This window comes from Xylanibacter ruminicola, assembly GCF_900107775.1.
GTDB lineage: Bacteria > Bacteroidota > Bacteroidia > Bacteroidales > Bacteroidaceae > Prevotella > Prevotella ruminicola_C.
This window is the reverse complement of record NZ_FNRF01000004.1, coordinates 187,958-206,451: the sequence shown is the minus strand read 5'-3', so window position 1 is coordinate 206,451 and position 18,494 is coordinate 187,958. Positions and strand designations below refer to the sequence as shown.

At 48.1% G+C, this 18,494-nt stretch carries 14 protein-coding genes; 12 read left to right on the top strand and 2 right to left on the bottom strand.

Annotated elements, in window-relative coordinates; translation table 11 throughout:
• Nucleotides 1–10: 10 nt before the first annotated feature.
• The 3 genes from BLU97_RS11240 to BLU97_RS11230 are packed head-to-tail and all read left to right on the top strand — an operon-like array spanning nt 11 to nt 6,248.
• On the top strand, nt 11–2,803 hold the full coding sequence (locus BLU97_RS11240; protein ID WP_074761655.1) for a SusC/RagA family TonB-linked outer membrane protein: 2,793 nt from the start codon (nt 11–13) through the stop codon (nt 2,801–2,803).
• Between the two features lie 23 nt (nt 2,804–2,826).
• Nucleotides 2,827–4,524, top strand: a complete 1,698-nt coding sequence (locus tag BLU97_RS11235) for a RagB/SusD family nutrient uptake outer membrane protein (protein WP_254771715.1) — start codon at nt 2,827–2,829, stop codon at nt 4,522–4,524.
• A 38-nt stretch (nt 4,525–4,562) separates the two neighbouring features.
• Entirely contained in the window at nt 4,563–6,248 is a 1,686-nt protein-coding gene (locus BLU97_RS11230) for a hypothetical protein (protein WP_074761653.1), read from the top strand.
• 168 nt (nt 6,249–6,416) lie between these two features.
• Here BLU97_RS11230 and BLU97_RS11225 read toward each other — a convergent pair whose 3' ends face one another.
• A complete protein-coding gene (locus tag BLU97_RS11225) occupies nt 6,417–7,145 on the bottom strand; it encodes a peptidylprolyl isomerase (protein WP_074761652.1) in 729 nt (242 codons plus the stop codon).
• 113 nt (nt 7,146–7,258) lie between these two features.
• Here BLU97_RS11225 and BLU97_RS11220 point away from each other — a divergent pair, with 113 nt between their 5' ends.
• The 6 genes from BLU97_RS11220 (at nt 7,259) to BLU97_RS11195 (ending at nt 13,462) form a co-directional block, all read left to right on the top strand.
• Nucleotides 7,259–7,969: an AzlC family ABC transporter permease gene (locus BLU97_RS11220; RefSeq protein ID WP_074761651.1), complete on the top strand. Its 711-nt coding sequence runs from the start codon at nt 7,259–7,261 to the stop codon at nt 7,967–7,969.
• A complete protein-coding gene (locus BLU97_RS11215; RefSeq protein ID WP_074761650.1) occupies nt 7,962–8,270 on the top strand; it encodes an AzlD domain-containing protein in 309 nt (102 codons plus the stop codon). The genes BLU97_RS11220 and BLU97_RS11215 overlap by 8 nt, the downstream gene beginning before the upstream one ends.
• Before the next feature lie 79 nt (nt 8,271–8,349).
• Nucleotides 8,350–9,240 (top strand): helix-turn-helix transcriptional regulator, encoded by an 891-nt coding sequence (locus tag BLU97_RS11210; RefSeq protein ID WP_074761649.1) that lies wholly within the window; start codon nt 8,350–8,352, stop codon nt 9,238–9,240.
• Between the two features lie 194 nt (nt 9,241–9,434).
• Nucleotides 9,435–10,523: a DNA polymerase IV gene (gene dinB / locus BLU97_RS11205; RefSeq protein WP_074761648.1), complete on the top strand. Its 1,089-nt coding sequence runs from the start codon at nt 9,435–9,437 to the stop codon at nt 10,521–10,523.
• Nucleotides 10,524–10,804: 281 nt separating this feature from the next.
• Nucleotides 10,805–12,823, top strand: coding sequence for a VapE domain-containing protein (locus BLU97_RS11200; RefSeq protein ID WP_074761647.1), 2,019 nt, complete (start codon nt 10,805–10,807; stop codon nt 12,821–12,823).
• A 204-nt stretch (nt 12,824–13,027) separates the two neighbouring features.
• Nucleotides 13,028–13,462: a hypothetical protein gene (locus BLU97_RS11195; RefSeq protein WP_074761646.1), complete on the top strand. Its 435-nt coding sequence runs from the start codon at nt 13,028–13,030 to the stop codon at nt 13,460–13,462.
• Nucleotides 13,463–13,760: 298 nt separating this feature from the next.
• On the opposite strand, the gene BLU97_RS11190 is transcribed toward BLU97_RS11195, so the two are convergent.
• On the bottom strand, nt 13,761–14,072 hold the full coding sequence (locus BLU97_RS11190; RefSeq protein WP_074833920.1) for a hypothetical protein: 312 nt from the start codon (nt 14,070–14,072) through the stop codon (nt 13,761–13,763).
• A 351-nt stretch (nt 14,073–14,423) separates the two neighbouring features.
• Between BLU97_RS11190 and BLU97_RS11185 the strand changes: the two genes are divergently transcribed.
• From BLU97_RS11185 to BLU97_RS11175, 3 genes are read left to right on the top strand one after another with little or no spacing between them, the layout of a single operon-like run.
• Nucleotides 14,424–15,806, top strand: coding sequence for a TolC family protein (locus tag BLU97_RS11185; protein ID WP_074761644.1), 1,383 nt, complete (start codon nt 14,424–14,426; stop codon nt 15,804–15,806).
• A gap of 2 nt (nt 15,807–15,808) precedes the next feature.
• Nucleotides 15,809–16,837, top strand: a complete 1,029-nt coding sequence (locus tag BLU97_RS11180) for an HlyD family secretion protein (RefSeq protein ID WP_028908702.1) — start codon at nt 15,809–15,811, stop codon at nt 16,835–16,837.
• On the top strand, nt 16,837–18,468 hold the full coding sequence (locus tag BLU97_RS11175; RefSeq protein ID WP_074761643.1) for a hypothetical protein: 1,632 nt from the start codon (nt 16,837–16,839) through the stop codon (nt 18,466–18,468). The genes BLU97_RS11180 and BLU97_RS11175 overlap by 1 nt, the downstream gene beginning before the upstream one ends.
• The last annotated feature ends 26 nt before the right edge of the window (nt 18,469–18,494 follow it).

The window sequence follows — 18,494 nt, the reverse complement described above, 5'->3', positions numbered from 1 at the left end:
TTTGAAGATTATGAAAATTAAGAATATATTTATATATACCTTGGCGGGGCTCTGCAGCGTTCCTATGGCGATGAATGCCCAGTTGAAGCTTAGTGATAAGGCTTCGCAAAAGGTAGATTTAGGCTATGGTGTTCAGCAGTCAGAGCTTCTTACTACCGCTGCAGTCACCACTATTACCGCTGAAGAATTGCGCCGTACATCAGCCATCAGCTTAGCAGATGCCTTGTATGGTAAGATTCTCGGATTGAATGCTTATCAGAACACTGGTTTTAAAGGCGAAGAAGGCCGTGGTGCCACATTCAATATCCGTGGCGTCCAAACCACAGGCGAAAGAGACATCTTGATACTTGTTGACGGTGTTGAGCGTCCTATCGACCGCTTGACAGTTGAGGAGGTTGAGAGTGTAACGGTGCTGAAGGATGCCGCAGCTGTAGCGCTTTATGGTCACGAGGCTATTAATGGTGTGCTTTATGTAAAAACCAAACATGGTAATAAGGACGGAAAATACCATTTTAAAGCAGGTGTTTCGCACAAAATCCAGTTCGACCCTCAGTCGGCCGATATGCTCGATGCCTACAATTATGGTCGTGCCTTGAATACGGCTCGTGCCAACGATGGTTTGTCACCCGCTTATTCGGATTCTGAACTGCAGAAGTTCCAGGATGGTAGTAGTCCGCTGATTTATCCTAATGTGAATTGGAAGGATGAGACGTTCAAGAAAACGGCTCATGAGTCGAACGCATATCTGTCGTTCTTCGGTGGTACAGAGAAGGTGCAGTATTATGCCCATCTTGATTATACCGATGCTCGCGGACTCTATAAGAATCCCAATCAGGGCGATTTTAATTCACAGCTCAAGTATTCAAAGGCTAATATCCGTGCAAATGTTGATTTCGAGGTCAGCGCAACCACCCGCGTAAGTGCCAACCTGTTGGGTATCCTGATGGAGACTAATGGTGTGCCAAACCTCAACTCTAGCGATGCCTGGTGGCACTTGTATAAGGTGCCTGCACTGGCATTCCCCATCCGTACCCAGAGTGGTGTGTGGGGTGGAAGCCAGACCTTTGGTGATTATAACCTGCTGGCCAAGTCGCAGGGAGCTGGATTTATGAAAACGCACCAGCGCCAGATTTGGGCAAACATGACCCTTGAGCAGGATCTCGACTTTATTACTAAGGGGCTGAAGTTCTATGTTGGTGCCTCGTACGACAACTCTTCTAACACGATCGAGAATCGTACGAAGGGTTATCAGTACGGCTGGCACGAGGCTGATGGCAGCGAGCATGTGATGGGTACTATCGAGGATAAACTGCAGTTTAACAACTGGGTTGACTCGCAGTGGCGTATTGCAACCTTTAACGCAGGATTCAAGTATGCTACACAGCTTAACAATGGTGATAATATCGTTGCCAATGCTAACTATAATATGAAGAGCGAGATTCGTGATAACCGAAACAACACCTGGTATCGCGCCAACTGGCAGTTGGCCATGCACTACGATCATGCTAACCGCTTCATGGCCGACGTAGTACTTGCAGCTAACGGTTCAAACCGCAGCTATCCTGCCAAGTGGGCATTCTCGCCAACATTAGGTTTGGGTTATATCTTTGCCAACAATCAGGAGAGCAGCTTCCTTAACTTTGGTAAGGTTCGTCTCTCAGGTGGTATTCAGCACACCGACTATGTGCCTGCAGCTGGCCTGTGGCTTGAGCAGTGGGGATGGTCGCATGGTAACTACTGGTACGGCACCAACTTTACAAGTTCGGCCGGTTCGTTCCAGACACGTTTCCCAACCAGCGACTTTACTCAGGAAACTGCTTACAAGGCAAATATCGGTGCCGACTTGCGCCTGTTTAACCAACTCGATGTAACATTCGATGCTTTCTATCAGCAGCGTCGTAACATCCTGGTTAGCGCTGCTTCTCTTAATTCGGATGTTGTTGGTATTCAGTCGTCGTACGATGATAAGGGGCGTATTGCTAGCTATGGCATAGAGCTTGGATTGCGTTATGCCAAGACCTTTAGCAATGGTTTGAACCTGAATGCCGGCGCATCGTTCTCAACCGTAAAGAGTGAGGTGCTGGAGTGGATTGAGACACCGGCTTATCCAAACCTCTCGAGAGTGAAGGGCCCTGCCGACGATGAGCGTGGATTGGTTGCTATCGGTTTCTTCCAGAATCAGGCCGAGATCGATGCTAGCCCAGTTCAGCAGTTCGGACAGGTTAAAGTGGGCGACATCAAGTATAAGGATGTGAATGGCGACGACGTGATTAACGAGAACGACTTTGTGGCTCAGGATTACGGCAATGCTTTCCCAGCACTTAACTATGCATTCAGTCTGGGTGCTGAGTATAAGGGCTTTGGTATCAATGCCACCTTCCAGGGTGCTGCCCATCAGGTAAAAAATCTGCTTTATGTAGATGGTGTTTGGGGTGTTCTTTCTGCAACTGCCGATAACCCCACACTTCGTAACATCTCTAAGGAGTATTACGATAACTGTTACGACGTAGCTGGTGCTAATGCACTCTATCCGCGTTTGTCAACCGAGAATGTGGCCAACAATGCCCAGAACTCTACCATTTGGTATCGTAACGTAAGCTGGCTTAAGATGCGCGACTGCGAACTCTACTACAAATTGCCGGCCAAGGTAATCGAGCCACTCAAGATTACAGGTGCACGTATTTTCGTTCAGGGTCAGAACTTGTTGTCGTTCGACAATATCGACGCTATGGATGCCGAGAACCTCAATACAGGTTATCCTGTGATGAAGAGTGTTAATATTGGTCTTAACGTTACATTCTAATTGATAATTAAGCATTTAAGAATATGAAGACAATGAAGATAAAACAATATTTTGGTAAGCTCTGTGTCCTCAGTCTGCTTTGTGTGCTCGGTATTTCGTGTGCCAATTTGGATTATACCGAGGAGACCGGACGCGACGAGGAGTGGACCTACAATTATTTTGCGCAAGGTATCAAGGGCATGGTTTGGGATGTTTATGCTCAGATATATAATAATGAGTTCGAATCAAACAGTGCCTATTTCCTTGCCAGTGCCACCGATGAGGCCCAGTATGCTCTCGAAACAGGTGCTGTAAATAACTATGTTAACGGTGGTTGGAGCCCGGCCAATCCATATTCGAATACTTGGACCAAGGCTTATACTGCTATTGCCGAAATCAATACCTATCTGGAAAAGATAGATAAAACCGATATTTCCGATTGGCAGTATAACAACGACTATCAAAGTTGGATAGCCCAGATGGAGTTGTTCCCCTATGAGTTGCGATTCCTGAGAGCTTACTTCTACTTCGAACTGTTTAAAGCTTATGGCGATGTGCCCCTGGTAACCACTACGCTCACAAATGCACAGGCCAACAACATTAAGCGTACGCCTGCCGACCAGATTGTGAAGTTTATCGTTGATGAATGCGATGCTGTGGCACCTTATCTGCCTGTTTCGTACTTAACCGAGGTTGCTTCCGAGATTGGACGTGCCACACGTGTGGCTGCATTTGCTCTCAAGGCCCGCACACTACTTTATGCCGCCTCGCCTCTGCACAATCCAACGGGTGATAAGACCAAATGGACCAAAGCTGCCCAGGCCAGCAAGTACATTATCGACAATGCGTCGGCATGGGGCCTGAACCTGAGTAAGTATGGTGCTTTGTGGGGGCAGGATGCCTTCTTCAATACCGAAATCATCTTTGGTGTAGGTCGCGGCGAGAGCAACGCCTTCGAGATGGCCAATTATCCTGTTGGTATCGAAAATGGTGCTTCGGGCAACTGTCCAAGTCAGAGTCTGATCGATCAGTATGAGTATCAGAGCAACGGTCAGACCTTTGGCGATCGCTATCCAGGCTCTATCGACTTGAATACGGTTGATCCATACGATGGCCTTGATCCACGCTTTGCACTTACCGTAGTAAAGAATGGCGACCAGTGGCCCACTAACGGTGCGCAGAAGAAGACTATCGAAACCTTCAGTGGCGGATTTAATGCAGCACCTAAGTATGGTGCAACCCCAACTAGCTACTATCTGCGGAAGTTTGTTGATGGTTCGTGTGTTACCACAGCCGACAACCAGACACGTACCCGCCATACTTGGATTGTGTTCCGTTTGGGCGAGTTCTATCTCGATTTTGCCGAAGCTGCGTTTAATGCAACAGGTAGCGCCAACGATGATACCTTTGGCATGACAGCCAATGATGCTGTCAACGTGTTGCGTACACGTGCCGACATCGGTATGCCAAAATTCAAGGAAGATGGCGATGCATGGGTGGTACGCTACGAGCGCGAGCGCCTGGTTGAATTGGCATTCGAGAACCATCGCTTCTGGGATGTGCGCCGTTGGAAAAAGGGTGCTCAGTACTTCAAAAACATCCAAGTGGCCAGCATCAGCAGCAATCTGCAGCTTTCGCGTTCTGTTGTTAATCGCCAGTGGGACGAGAAGTTTAATTTCTATCCTATTCCACAGTCGGAACTGAAAAAGAATCCTAATCTTACTCAGAATCCTGGATGGTAATGAATCAAAGTTTTGAAGAATTTGAAAATAAAAGAATTATGAAACATTTATTCAAATATTTAGGCGCGCTGCTGGCGGTGGTTCTCATGGGTGCCACATTCGCAGCTTGCTCTGAAGACGACGATAATGGTTCGGCTAACTTGGGCTTGGGCATTAAAACCTTCTTCCCTACGAAGGTAGTTGCTAACCAACCGATGACCATCAATGGTTCTGGTTTCGATGGGGTAAAGGAGATTGAATTCCCTGGCGGCACCAAAGTAACCGATTTTGAGATTGTAAGTAACGAGATGATTCGTGTTAATGCGCCTGCTGGTATCGCTTCGGATGGTGGTACGATAAAGGTACGTACAGCCGACGATGAGGCCGAATCCACTCTGCCACTTACGCTTGGCCATACCAAGATTTCTGGCTATTCAAAGCAGGAAGGTGAGAAGGCCGAAGGCGGCGAACTGATTACCATATTTGGTACCGATCTTGAGTTTATTAATGGTCTCGAACTGCTGGATGCCGACGGCAACACACAGTTCATCGACCATAACGACTTTTATCGCAAAGGTACTGATAACCTGGCGTTCCGCGTGCCGCTTAAAAACATCTATAAGGGCACTTTCGCTGGTAAAGTTTATACCTACGACGGACAGAGCTTTACCATGCCAGAGTTTGCTTATGAGCCAAATACCGGTGGTGGCCATTGGGAGACTCAGGAGAACACAATCTGGGATACCGAGACTGTATTCGATGGCTGGAGCGTAAGCTTCCTTATCGGTCCAGAGCAGTTCGCCAATGTTCAGGAGGGTGATATCATCCGCGTTTATATTAAGGATAAGGGCGGCGACTACAACCCAATCTTCAAGCACGATGACTGGAGCGATTGGAATGAATTGCAGAGCATTAAGGTTGAGGGCGATGGCTACTTCGAGTCGACTGTTACTGCTGCTATTATCGACGAGCTGCAGACTAAGGGTCTGCGATTCCAGGGTGTAGGATTCACAATCACCAAGGTTACCCTGATTCAGAATGTGTGGATTCCTGGTGGAGGCGTTGCCGATATCGTTTCTACTATCTGGGATACCGAGACAGTATTCGATGGCTGGAGTGTAAGCTTCCTTATTGGTCCTGAGCAGTTTGCCGATCTCCAGGAGGGCGACCTCATCCGCGTTTATATTAAGGATAAGGGCGGCGACTACAACCCAATCTTCAAGCATGATGACTGGAGCGACTGGACTGAGCTGCAGAGCATCAAGGTTGATGGCGATGGCTACTTCGAGTCTACTGTATCTGCAGCTATTATCGATGAGTTGCAGACTAAGGGACTGCGATTCCAGGGTGTAGGATTCACTATTACCAAGGTCGAACTTACCATGTATGCTCGTCCTACTGGTGGCGGTGGTGGAGCACGTACAACCGCAACTATCTGGGATACCGAAACCGTATTCGATGGCTGGAGCGTAAGCTTTGTAATTGGCGCCGATCAGTTTGCCGATGTGCAAGAGGACGATATTATTCGTGTTTACATCAAGGATAAAACTGGCGATTATAACCCCATCTATAAGCACGATGATTGGAGCGACTGGACTGATATCCAGAGCAATAAGGTTGATACCGACGACTATTTTGAGGCTCCTGTTCCAGCTTCGGCTGTCGACGAACTGAAATCTATCGGTTTGCGTTTCCAGGGTGTAGGCTTCACCATTACCAAGGTTGAACTTATTCCTGGTAGTTAAATGATAACAACAACTCTAGACGATATGAGTAAAATTCAAAACGTTTTTGTACTATTAGTTTTAATACAATTGGTTTGTGATAGGATTTAGTTGGTTAAAGTTTTAGTCAAAAATGTCGGAGGGCCTGATTCTTACGTCAGGCCCTCCTTATTTTATGTCATGTCATCATTAATCAATGATGGTCATGCGCATGTCGATATCGTTGGTAGGACGATCGGCACGGCCTGTAGCTGTGTTCTGAATCTGCTCTACCACGTTTAATCCTTCCTCAACCTCGCCAAACACGGTGTACTGTCCGTCAAGATGGGGTGTGCCGCCTACGGTAGAGTACAGCTGCATCTGCTCGTCGGTCAGTCCCTGCTTGCCAACCTTGTTCTCAGCTTCGGCTATCAGCTGGTCCTGCAGCTCCTGCAATCCTGCACGGTTGCGCTCGCGGCGCATCTGCATAATTTCTTCGCGACGGGCTTTGGCCAGGTCGTTAAACGCATCCTGCACCTTCTGCATACGTATCTGCTTACCCAGCTGGTTCAGCTGATTCTCCTTATACACCTGTCCCCATACAATGTAGAACTGCGAGCCGCTGCTACGGCGCTCGGGGTTAACCTCGTCGCCCTGTCGTGCTGCAGCCAGCGCGCCACGCTTGTGGTACAGGTTGTCCTTAATCTCTGCCTCCAGTGTGTAGTCAGGACCGCCCACGCCCAGCATCTTGCCGGCAGGCGCACCCTTCGAGTTGGGATCGCCGCCCTGAATCATAAAGTCCTTAATCACACGATGGAACAAGGTGCCATCATAATACCCCTCTTTTACCAGTTTTACAAAGTTGTCGCGGTGGATAGGAGTCTCGTCGTACAGGCGAACGATGATATCGCCCAATGTAGTTTCAATCTTAACTTTCATATGCTCAAATTTTGGGTGCAAAGTTACTAAAAATTTGGCTTTTGGCGCACTATTATCATCATTTTGTTTGGTGGTTTAAATCTAAAAGCGTATTTTTGCACCCCGAAACTGTTATGCGTCGTAAAGAAATCATGCAAGGCTTTCGCGACGGCATCCCCATAGCCTTAGGCTATTTTGCCGTTGCTTTCTCGCTGGGCATCATTGCCAAGCAGGCAGGCTTGTCGGCTGTTATCGGCTTTGTTAGTAGTTTCTTTACCCGTGCCTCTGCTGGCGAGTATGGTGTTTATACGTTGGTGGCTGCCCAGGCCGCCTATGCTGAGATTGTAGCCATGTGTTTGGTGGTTAATCTGCGATATATGTTGATGAGTGCCGCACTCTCACAGAAAATCGCCCCTGGCACCTCGTGGCTGCATCGTGTGCTGATGGCCAGCTGCGTAACCGACGAGATTTTCGGCATCTCCATCGCCCGTCAACCTTACTGCCCACCCGCTTACACCTATTCCGCAGCCCTTATCTCTACGCTGTTCTGGGCGTCGGGCTGTGCGGCTGGCATTGTGGCTGGTGGCATGCTGCCTGCTAACATCGTAGCTGCCCTCAGTGTGGCTCTCTACGGCATGTTCCTGGCCATTATCATGCCCCCTGCGCGCTCCGATCGTAATGTGCTGTATGCAGTGGTGGCCAGTTTTGTGCTCAGTGGTCTCTGCGCTGTAGCTCCTGTAGTGAGTGGTTGGAGTAGTGGCACCCGTACCATCGTGCTCACCATCCTTATCTCGGCTGTTGCAGCCTGGTTAAAACCCATTAAATCTGTCGAGGCCCATGGATAACCGTAGCATCATCATCTGCATACTGTTGGGCATCATCACCACCAACCTGATCCGTGTGGTGCCCATGCTGCTTATTAAGGGACAGATAAGCAACCGTTTTGTGCGCAGTTTCCTGTATTACGTACCCTACGTAACCCTCGCTGTGATGACCTTCCCCAGCATCATCCAAACCACCCTCACACCCCTCTCAGGCACCATCGCCCTCATCATCGGCATCATCGCCGCCTGGCGCCGCCTAGGCCTCTTCCCCGTAGCCGCCATCTGCTGCGCCATTGTTTATCTGATAGATAGCTTTTGTTAATATGTACCTTTTATTTTATAATGTGTAAATACATCTTGATTATGCTTTTATTTCGAAAAGAATTTGTATTTTTGCAGGCATGAAACAAGCTCAGATATTTCACCAGTACATCTGGATTATTAATACGCTTAGGGCCTGTCGCAAATTGACCCTGGAGGAACTGAACCAGAAGTGGATGAATGATGGCGTAATAGATGGAAATCCGTTGCAGCGTTCGTCGTTCAACCGCCATCGCGATGCCATCCTGAATATTTTTGGCATTGTGATAGAATGCGAGCCACGTACCTATAAATATTATATCAGCAATAACGAGGCGCTCAACGATGACAGTATAGAGCGTTGGATATTCTCTACGCTCGCAGTGCATGGCGTGCTGGCTGATAGTGCTGCTGTGAAGGATAGATTGGTGCTTGAAAATGCACCTGCTGGCGAGGAATATCTCGACGTGATTATCCAAGCCATCCACACGAATCGTCGCCTGCGTATGGGCTATAAGAAGTTTGAGGCTGAGGGGTACGAGAAGCTGGTTTGTCCCTATGCCTTGAAGTTGTTTCACCAGCGCTGGTACTTGTTGGCACTTAACGATGAGGAGCAGATGCGTATATACGCCCTGGACCGTATGACGATGATGGAAATAACTGACGAGACCTTTGAGATGCCCGCCAATTTCTCGTCGCAGGCGTATTTTGCTGAATACTATGGTGTGCTGACGGATAATACGCCGATGGCGCACGTGGTGGTGCGTGCCCATAAGTGGATGCCTAACTATCTGCGCACGTTGCCCCTGCACCACTCGCAGCGTGAGCTGGATTCGACACCCGATTATACGGATTTTGCATTCGATATCCGACCAACATCCGACTTTTTGGGTGAGCTGTTGCGTCACGGCGACGGCATAGAAGTGCTGGAACCACAGGAAATTCGTGTAAAAATGTGTGAAATTGTAGCTAGAACGCTTAAAAGGTATTAAAATTCGGAGGGGTGTCCTGCGTTCTGGGACACCCTCCGGTTTATTTTGCACCCGATAACTTAATTGTCGAACTAAAAAATGATTATTGTTATGGAAGGTGCATTTATTATGTTTGTAATCGTGTTTGCCGTAGGTAGCATGGTGAGCGAGCTGATTAAGAATGTTGATACAGATTCAACGGTAACTGAGTAGGAATGAAGATTATTCATGTGGATATGGACCAGTTTTTCGCGGCTGTAGAGCAGCGCGATAATCCGGAACTGAAGGGCAAGGCGATAGCGGTGGGGCACGACGTGGAACGTGGCGTGGTGTCGACGGCCAGCTATGAGGCCCGACGGTTCGGGGTGCATTCGGCGCAATCTATACAGTTGGCTAAGCGTCTGTGTACGCAACTAATCATCGTTGAGCCGCATTATCAGCGTTATAAAGAGGTGTCGATGCAGCTACACGAGATATTTCACGATTATACCGACCTGATTGAGCCGATATCGCTGGACGAGGCTTTTCTGGATGTAACGGAGAATAAGCGGGGAATAGAGCTGGGTGTGGATATTGCACGCGAAATAAAGCAGCGCATACGTGAGACTACCGGACTGACGGCATCGGCAGGTGTGAGCTACTGTAAGTTCCTGGCTAAGATTGCCTCTGACTGGCGCAAGCCCGATGGACTAACGGTGATTCACCCTGACAGAGCACTCGACTTTATTGCCCAGCTGAAGGTGGAGAAGATTTGGGGAGTAGGGCAGAAGACTGCTGAAAAGATGCATCGTATGGGCATTTTTACGGGCCAGGATCTGAGGAACACGTCGCTATCACGATTGACTCAGGACTTTGGCAAGATGGGACAGGTGTTTTACGATTTTGCGCGAGGCATTGATAACCGTCCTGTCATCAGCGAGTGGGAGCGGAAAAGCGTGAGCTGCGAACAGACTTTTGAGGCGGATATCAGTGAGAATGCAGCTGTTACCATCCACCTATATCACACGGTTCTGGAACTGGTGCGCCGTATCGAGAAAAACGATTTTGAGGGCCGTACGCTAACATTGAAAGTCAAGTTTCTGGATTTTAAACAAATCACCCGCAGCATGACTGTGGATCATGTTCTTTGCACAAAAGATGATATTCTGCCATTGGCCAAACAACTGATGCAAGGAGTAGAGTTTCACTCGCATCCCATCCGTTTGTTAGGCTTGGGTGTGTCCAATCTGGTCACTTCAACACCACAAAAAGGTCCCCAATGGATAGAGCTAGAACTCCCCTTCGCCCCCTGCCCAGATGAATAAAGATACTCCACCACGAGCACCAATTCACGTTTGATAGGTTCCATGCTAATTTCTACTAGAACAAGTAACTTTATCAAATAGGCAATTTTGTTCTCAATGGGTACATAAATTTGAAAAGTATCACTTTTTGATGTAACTAATTTATAATCAATAAGATAAATGTAGTGAAGGTTGTGGTTTTACTATCACTTTTTAGGCATAAATGCAAATTTTTTGGTAAAAAGCTTGCATTTGGCTTAAATATTTTGTATATTTGCAGGTATAATTAATCAATAATAACAATGAGAATAACTATTATCAATCTGGATAAAAATGAAAAGAGGTTTGCGCGCGAGGAACTTGATGAGTTTGTGGCGCAGTTGAAGGATGGCATCTATCGCCAGCAGTATATCAGCGACTATTCCAAGGAGGTGTGCTTTGCGGCTGAATGGGTGAAACAGAGTGGAATGCTGAAGGCTAAGAGCTACAACAGTTTGGTACTGCTGTCGCTGGAAAACCTGCGCGACATGAGCACCGTGGAGGAATACAAGCGACTGGCCACCCTACAGCCTTATACCTTGCTTTGCTTTATGGGGCACGACGGTCATTCGCTACACATCGTATGTCCATACGCTGTTTCCGAAGGTTCCACTAATGGTCAGTCAATGCTCAACGCTTTCCGTAAACTGCATTACATCTATTCGTCGCAGTTGGGAACGCCGCTGGCTGAGCACGAGCCTAGCTTTGAAACTAGCTGTAAGGTGAGCTACGACCCGCAGCCATTCTATCATCCATCGGCTATACCCATAACTGTTTCGTCGGAACCCGAAACAACGCCCGAGTTCCGAACGATACAGGAGCATATCAGCGACTATAATTATCCTGAGGAGATTCCGGGGCTTAGCGTGCGCGACAGTCGGATGCGAAGGTTTCATGATTGTCTGGATGCGGCTATCGAGAAAAACAGCGACTTGCAGAACGACGAGGAGTTTGCCATCATCGTATTGGAGCAGTTGGCCGACGGTTGTCGGGTGATGGGACTGCCTCAGGCATGGTGTGTGCGTGTGGCTTCGTATATCCCCCTGCTATCCGATAGTCTCGGTAGTGATGCGATAGCGTCGGCCTTTAAGACGGCTTATCTGCGTGATTCGCTAAAAAACGTCCCGATGAAGTTCACCCGTCCATCGGCGCTGTTGGCTTTTAAAACCGAAGCGTATATGAAGGAGCATTATACCCTGCGCCTTAACGTGATGACTGGCGCGCCCGAATACCGCATGAATGCCATTGGCTATGGTTTTCAGCCGCTCGACCAGGCTGCCCGCAACACCATGGCCATCAAGGCACTGAAGGCGGGGGTGGAATCGTGGGATAAGGACCTGAACCGCTATATCGACTCGAATCTCATCCCCAAGTATTATCCTATGGAGGACTATCTGCGCCACCTGCCTAAATGGAATGGCAAGCACGACTATGTGGGCGAACTGGCCCGACGGGTGAAGACCGACAACAAGCACTGGGAGAGCGATTTCCACACGTGGATGCTGTCGATGGTGGCCCAGTGGGTGGGGAAGGACCGCCAGCATGGTAATGCTATCGTGCCCCTGCTCATCGGACCGCAGGGATCGGGTAAAAGCACCTTCTGCCGAAGGCTGCTGCCTGATTATCTGCAGATATATTATAACGACCGACTGTCGATGAAAAACGACAATGATATCTTCCTTGCCATGTCGGGCTATGCGCTGATTAATCTCGACGAGTTTGATGCCATGTCGAAAAGTCAGCAGCCTATTCTGAAGTACCTGATATCGAAAAACGACATCAAGTTCCGTCCGCCATACGGCAAGGTGATGGAAGAGCGCCAGAGGTTTGCCTCGTTTATTGCTACGACTAACAACCTGCGCCCGCTGACCGACCCCACAGGCTCGCGCCGTTTTGTCTGCATCTATGCTGAGGAGATTGACAACTCGGGACTAATTAACTACGACATGCTATACGCCCAGCTCTATACCGAACTGCAGCAGGGACGCCACTACTGGTTTGAGGACGAGGACAACGAACGTATCATGCAGCAGAACGAACCGTTTCAGCAGGTGAACAGCTACGAGCAGATGATAGCTCTGACTTACCTGGCCCCCGAGGAGACACCGGATGATGCGAAGTTTGTGCTTCTACAGGACATCATGAAACACCTGGAGAAATCGTTCCCTACGTTTACTATAGGCAAAAGTACCGATATGGAGTTGGGACGCAGGCTTTGCAAGATGGGGTATGATAACAAACGGCGTAACAAAGGTTCAGCTTTTAGGGTGAAAACCAAGTAGTTTACGACTACAAAACAAGTTGTTTTGTTATGCAAAGTGCATTATCTTTCAATTAAAAAGAATAGGTTTGAGAGTACAAAACAACTTGTTTTGTAGAGGTGTGTGATAGTGTATCTTTTATAAAAAGGTACACTCGGTGTAATAAACTGATATTTAATATATTACGAACAATAGTGCATCTTATAATAAAATAGCAAAAAGAAAATGGCAGTACATATAAGACTGATAAGAAACAATATTAAGCGTAGCAGTTCCTACGGCAAGTATTTCGCCAAAGCAGTGAGTCAGGGCGAAGTAACGATGAGCGAGTTGGCCGAAGAAGCCGCCATCAACAGTGGAATCTCGAAAGGTGCTTTTGTCAGGGGAGTAACTGAACTTCAGGATATGATGAAACATCGCCTAGCCAATGGTCAGACGGTGGTCATCGAAGGTATAGGCCGCTTCAGTCTACGCGTTGAGAGTATTGGTGTAGAAGAACCCAAGCAGTTTAATATAGGCAGACATATCAAGCGAATCGTGTGTGGTTTCCTGCCAGCAGGCAGCCGCATCAACATCGGTAAAGGGACCAAAAACGGTCGTATCCTCTACGATTTCTGCGAGGGTGCCAAGGCTGTGTGGCAGACGGGCTTTAAGCCGTAGGGGCTAAATAATCTAATTTTGCAAAATAATAACCGTCATTATTATAATGACCATTATCATTTCGGGTTATGAAGTTCTATGATAGAGAGTCAGAGCAGCAACTGCTCAAAGAGGTTTTGGATCAAAGTAAACGTGAGGCGCGAATGACTGTCCTCATGGGGCGCAGACGTGTCGGTAAGACGGAACTATCGCAAAGATGACCATTCAATCGGCTTACTCACTAAGGAGGATATGTAAAAATGATATCAAAAAGGAGCGGCAATTGTGTCGCTCCTTACAAATTGCTCTTATCACACTTTTATCGTTTGTCGGGAATGCCATAGTCTGGCCAGCGTTCCTGTGGATAGTAGCCCTTTAGGGTCTTTTTTGACTCGGCGTAAGATGCTTTGACGAGGGTCATTAGGTCATTCATTTTCTTTACCTTAGGAGTCAACTCCTCACGCAGACGATCCACTTCGGCATTGGCTTCAGAAAGCATTGCCACAGTCTTGTCCATCTCGTTAATCTCGTTGTTAGAGACACCTCTTTCACCCATTTCTCTCACATGACGACGCAGGCCCTCAATGAGGTTGCGCGACTTCTCAATTTGAATTTCTGTTGTCTTTGACATAAATCTAAAAATGAAGTTGTTAATGATACTTTTGAAGTATAATTCCAAGCACAAAATTAATAAAAAAAGTCGATTTTACGAACGCTACAGAGCATCACTTTTTCGATTTTTTAAGATGAAAAGTGTATTGTGTTTAACGTTTTTTTTGTACCTTTGCAGCCGTTTTTAGGATTTCGTAATTAATAGTGCTCGAAATTCTTCTCTGGATTTGTTCCCTAATCCGAGAAGTTTGTAGCGCATTGTGGCAAACGGGAGGTTTGTCCGAACCATGAAGGTTCATTATTCGTATTTCCGAGGGAAGGAATATTTTTAGTACGAGTAATGAATTATAAGAGAAAAAATTTCTTTGTAATGAGTAGTCACAAGTATTTTTGTGCTCTGACAGTCTCGATGATAGTCGGAGCAGGTTGCTGTGTACCTACGTATGCACAGCACAAGATGAGTCTTCAGTCGCTTTTTGACCTGGCTGACCGTCAGAATCAGCGCATTAAGGTGAGCGAAGCGGCATTGAAGGCTGCAGAAGAAGGGGTGGTATCGGCAAAATCAGCCATGCTGCCAAGTGTTGAATTTAGCTTGCAAGGCTCTTATACGGGCAATGCATTCCTGATGTCAAGAGGTTTCTCTACCAGTGGCACCACGGAGTATATCGTTCCTGGGTTGGGCCCTCAACAGGTGCAGAATGGCAAGCAGCCCACACCACATTGGGGCAACAGCTTCACCGCTCAGGCAAGTCAGGTGATCTATACTGGTGGGGCCATCAGCTCAGGCATTGAAATGGCAAAGCTGGGACGCCAGTTGGCAGAGCTTGATGTGGAGAAGAATCGTCAGGAGGTACGTTTCTTGCTAACCGGTTATTATCTTGACCTCTACAAACTGCAGAACCAGCTGCAGGTGATAGCGAAAAACATAGAACTGACTGAGAAGGTCATCGAACAGATGAAGGCGCGCAGAGAACAGGGGACGGTGTTGAAGAACGACATCACACGATACGAACTGCAGCTGCAAAGTCTTCTGCTTACAAAGACACAGATTGATGATGCACAGAAGATTATCCGTCATCAGATAAGCACAGCCATCCATCTGCCTGAGGGTGAGGATTTCGATGTGGATACGCAGTCGTTAGAGCAGGAGAGTAGGGCACTCAAAACACTCACCTCTGAAGGCGTGTGGCAACAGACTGCAGCTGAAAACAACATTGGCATTCGTCAGGCTTCGCTGGCCACAGAGATGTCGGAACAGAAAATCAGAAACACGCGTGCGGCTTCACTGCCATCGGTGGCTGTGGTTGCCGAGAACAACCTGGCAGGTCCATACACCTCCGACCTGATTCCAAAGAATGCCAATGTCAACGTGTGGTTTGTTGGCATTGGTGTGAAATACAATCTGTCAAGTCTTTGGAAGAACAAGCATGACATCCGGAAGGCGAAGCATGAAAACACTCAGGCTCGCCAAAGTGTGCAGTTGGCACGCGAAGGCGTAGAGAATGGTGTACAGGCTAACTATACCAATCTGCTGACCAGCTCGGTAGAGGTGAGCACTCAGGAGAAACAGGTGGAGCTGGCCAATCAGAACTATACGGTGGTGAAGAACCGTTACGATAATGACCTGGCCTTGCTCACCGACATGCTTGATGCCTCAAACATGAAGCTCTCTGCCGATATGGCGCTGGTGAATGCGCGCATCAACATGCTATACAACTATTTCAAACTTAAATATATAACAAATACACTATAAAGATGGAAAAGAATAAGATTACGACTTATATTTATAATGCGATTGTGATACTTTGTATCGTAGGCGGCGCTGTTTATGCAGCCAGTCAGTTTATGTATTTCGGTGGTGGCGAGGTGACGGATAATGCCCGTGTGTGCCAGAATATCGTGCCACAGAACTGCCGCGTGCAGGGTTTTATCCGCGAGGTGCGCTTCAATGAGTTTCAGGAGGTGAAGAAGGGCGATACGCTGGTTGTCATTGAGGATGCCGAGTTCCGACTTCGTCTGGCTCAGGCAGAAGCCGATTTGACCCGTGCTGAGCGTGGTTCGCAGGGTACAGCAAGCAGTATCCATACCACTAAGACCAGTATCGGCGTGACCGAAGCAGGCATTGAAGCTGCTCGTGTGCAGATGGAGAATGCAAAGAGAGAGGATGCGCGTTTTCAGAAACTGCTGGAACAGGATGCTGTAACACAGCAGCAGTATGACAATGTCCACACGGGTTATCTGAGTGCCAAGGCCGGATATGAGCAGGCACTTCGTTCGCGCAACACACAGACGGCCGTTGTGGCAGAGCAAGGACATCACCTCTCAGCTTCAGAAGCTGCCATCGAACTGGCTCGTGCACAGGTGGAGATAGCCCGACTGAACCTCTCGTATTGCTACATCATTGCCACTTGCGATGGTGTGGTGGGTAGCAAGGATATTCATGTGGGGCAGCTGGTTAATCCCGGTCAGACAATGGTGAGCATCGTTGACAAACATGAGAAATGGGTGGAGGCCAACTATCAGGAGTCGCAGATGCCAAATATCAAGGTGGGCGATAAAGTGCGTTTTACTGCCGATGCTGTTCCTGATGTGGAATATACAGGTGTGGTAGAGCGTATCAGCGATGCTACAGGCAGTGCGTTCTCGTTGATTCCTATCGACAATGCAACTGGCAATTTTGTTAAGGTAGAGCAGCGCGTGACGGTACGTGTACGGATTGATGCCTGCGATGAGGTGAACAAGCTGCATGGCGGCTATAACGTGGTTTGCAAAGTAGAAGAGTAATGGGAAAGCTGACTGAGTTTTTGATGAAGGCACCACCGCCACCAGCAGGCATGGGTTTCGCTATGCCGATGATGAAAGGGTGGGTGCCTCGCAAGTTGCAGCCTTGGATTTACGTCCTTACGGCTCTGTGCTTCCAATTCTCGGGAGGTATATATCTGGGTGCTCTCGACGAGATTCGTGGCACCACCAACTTCATGATTGAGGATGTGATGTTCCTGCTCTATGCCACGCTGGCAGGCATGGCCGTGTGGTTCCCGATGCTGTTCAGGATGAAGTTTCGCTTCACCAATCAGCAGTTGCTATGCACCTCGGCCATCGTGATGGGCATCTGCAACGTTATCACCATGCATAGCCAGTCGATGCCAGTCCTCATGGTGGCCTGCTTCATTGCAGGCATTGCCAAGATACAAGGAACATTCGAGTGTATGAGCAACATCCAGTTGTGGATTACGCCAAAGCGCGACTTCGCCGTGTTCTTCCCTGTGCTCCACATCATACTTCTCACAGCCATTGAAGGCGGTGGCTGGCTTGCTGCTTGGATGGGGCATCATTTTACATGGCAGATGATGCACACCTTTACCGTAGGCACCATGTCGTTCGTGCTGCTGACACAGATGGTTCTGTGTCGTCCGTTCTGTCCTATGCCCAACAGGTTCTCGCTGAAGGGGACTGACTGGCAGGGCGCACTGCTCATCTGCGTCACGATGCTTCTGTTCTCGTACATCTTTGTCTATGGTGATCACTACAGGTGGTTCGCAAACCGGTATATCAGAATGGTGGGGGCATTTGCACTCATCTTTGCAGGACTTACCCTATACAGACTGATTCACAATCGCTATCCATACGTCGAGCTGCGACTGTTGAAATGCCGCAACGTGGTACCCATACTCATCGTCACCATATTGGCAGAACTGGCTTTCGGTGCCGAGCATACACTGGAGGAGATACTCTATACAGAAGTTGTCGGACTGGAAGAACTCACCAAGGAGAGTCAATATATGTGGGCATTGCCAGGCATGTTTCTGGGTATAGCGCTCGATCTCTACTGGCTGAAGGTTCAGAAGTGGAAGATATGGAAACTGATAGGTATAGCCTTCCTCTCCATTAGCGCTTACGCCTTGCTGATGTATTCCACGTTGGGTATGGCGGTGAACATCGAGCAATACCAACTGTCAATCATGCTCCGCGGCTTTGGTTATGGTGTTCTTGCACCAACCCTGATGTGGGCTTTGGATGAATCGGTACCCAGTCTTGAGATGTTCTTTATGGGACTGTTCGTGTTCAACATCCCGCACATGTATCTTGGTGGTGCTATGGGCTATGGATTCTATACCACCATTTTCTCGCATTTCCTGAATGAGGACATGATGAACTATGGTCGTCAGCTGACACTCACAAACCTCGACCTCTCACAATTTGATTTCGGGGCGTTCATGGGCAATAGTTATTTGCATTCTATGATGCTCGTAGCCATCAAGCAGGTCTATGGCTACGTCATCTGGTTTGCCCTGCTCCTGGCGTCCATCTTCTTGTTGTGCGATATTCCTGCTGTGAGAACCAACATACGCAAGGTGCCTCTATGGCCTGTATGGGCAATAGAATATCTGGCGAGGAAACATAAGAATGCTTAACTGAGTTTAATGGATTGTCAGCATAG

Excerpts from the sequence above, each read along its gene's own strand:
- BLU97_RS11240 (WP_074761655.1), top strand. The coding sequence starts at position 11 with ATGAAAATTAAGAATATATTTATATATACCTTGGCGGGGCTCTGCAGC.
- BLU97_RS11235 (WP_254771715.1), top strand. The coding sequence starts at position 2,827 with ATGAAGACAATGAAGATAAAACAATATTTTGGTAAGCTCTGTGTCCTC.
- BLU97_RS11230 (WP_074761653.1), top strand. The coding sequence starts at position 4,563 with ATGAAACATTTATTCAAATATTTAGGCGCGCTGCTGGCGGTGGTTCTC.
- BLU97_RS11225 (WP_074761652.1), bottom strand. The coding sequence starts at position 7,145 with ATGAAAGTTAAGATTGAAACTACATTGGGCGATATCATCGTTCGCCTG.
- BLU97_RS11220 (WP_074761651.1), top strand. The coding sequence starts at position 7,259 with ATGCGTCGTAAAGAAATCATGCAAGGCTTTCGCGACGGCATCCCCATA.
- BLU97_RS11215 (WP_074761650.1), top strand. The coding sequence starts at position 7,962 with ATGGATAACCGTAGCATCATCATCTGCATACTGTTGGGCATCATCACC.
- BLU97_RS11210 (WP_074761649.1), top strand. The coding sequence starts at position 8,350 with ATGAAACAAGCTCAGATATTTCACCAGTACATCTGGATTATTAATACG.
- dinB (WP_074761648.1), top strand. The coding sequence starts at position 9,435 with ATGAAGATTATTCATGTGGATATGGACCAGTTTTTCGCGGCTGTAGAG.
- BLU97_RS11200 (WP_074761647.1), top strand. The coding sequence starts at position 10,805 with ATGAGAATAACTATTATCAATCTGGATAAAAATGAAAAGAGGTTTGCG.
- BLU97_RS11195 (WP_074761646.1), top strand. The coding sequence starts at position 13,028 with ATGGCAGTACATATAAGACTGATAAGAAACAATATTAAGCGTAGCAGT.
- BLU97_RS11190 (WP_074833920.1), bottom strand. The coding sequence starts at position 14,072 with ATGTCAAAGACAACAGAAATTCAAATTGAGAAGTCGCGCAACCTCATT.
- BLU97_RS11185 (WP_074761644.1), top strand. The coding sequence starts at position 14,424 with ATGAGTAGTCACAAGTATTTTTGTGCTCTGACAGTCTCGATGATAGTC.
- BLU97_RS11180 (WP_028908702.1), top strand. The coding sequence starts at position 15,809 with ATGGAAAAGAATAAGATTACGACTTATATTTATAATGCGATTGTGATA.
- BLU97_RS11175 (WP_074761643.1), top strand. The coding sequence starts at position 16,837 with ATGGGAAAGCTGACTGAGTTTTTGATGAAGGCACCACCGCCACCAGCA.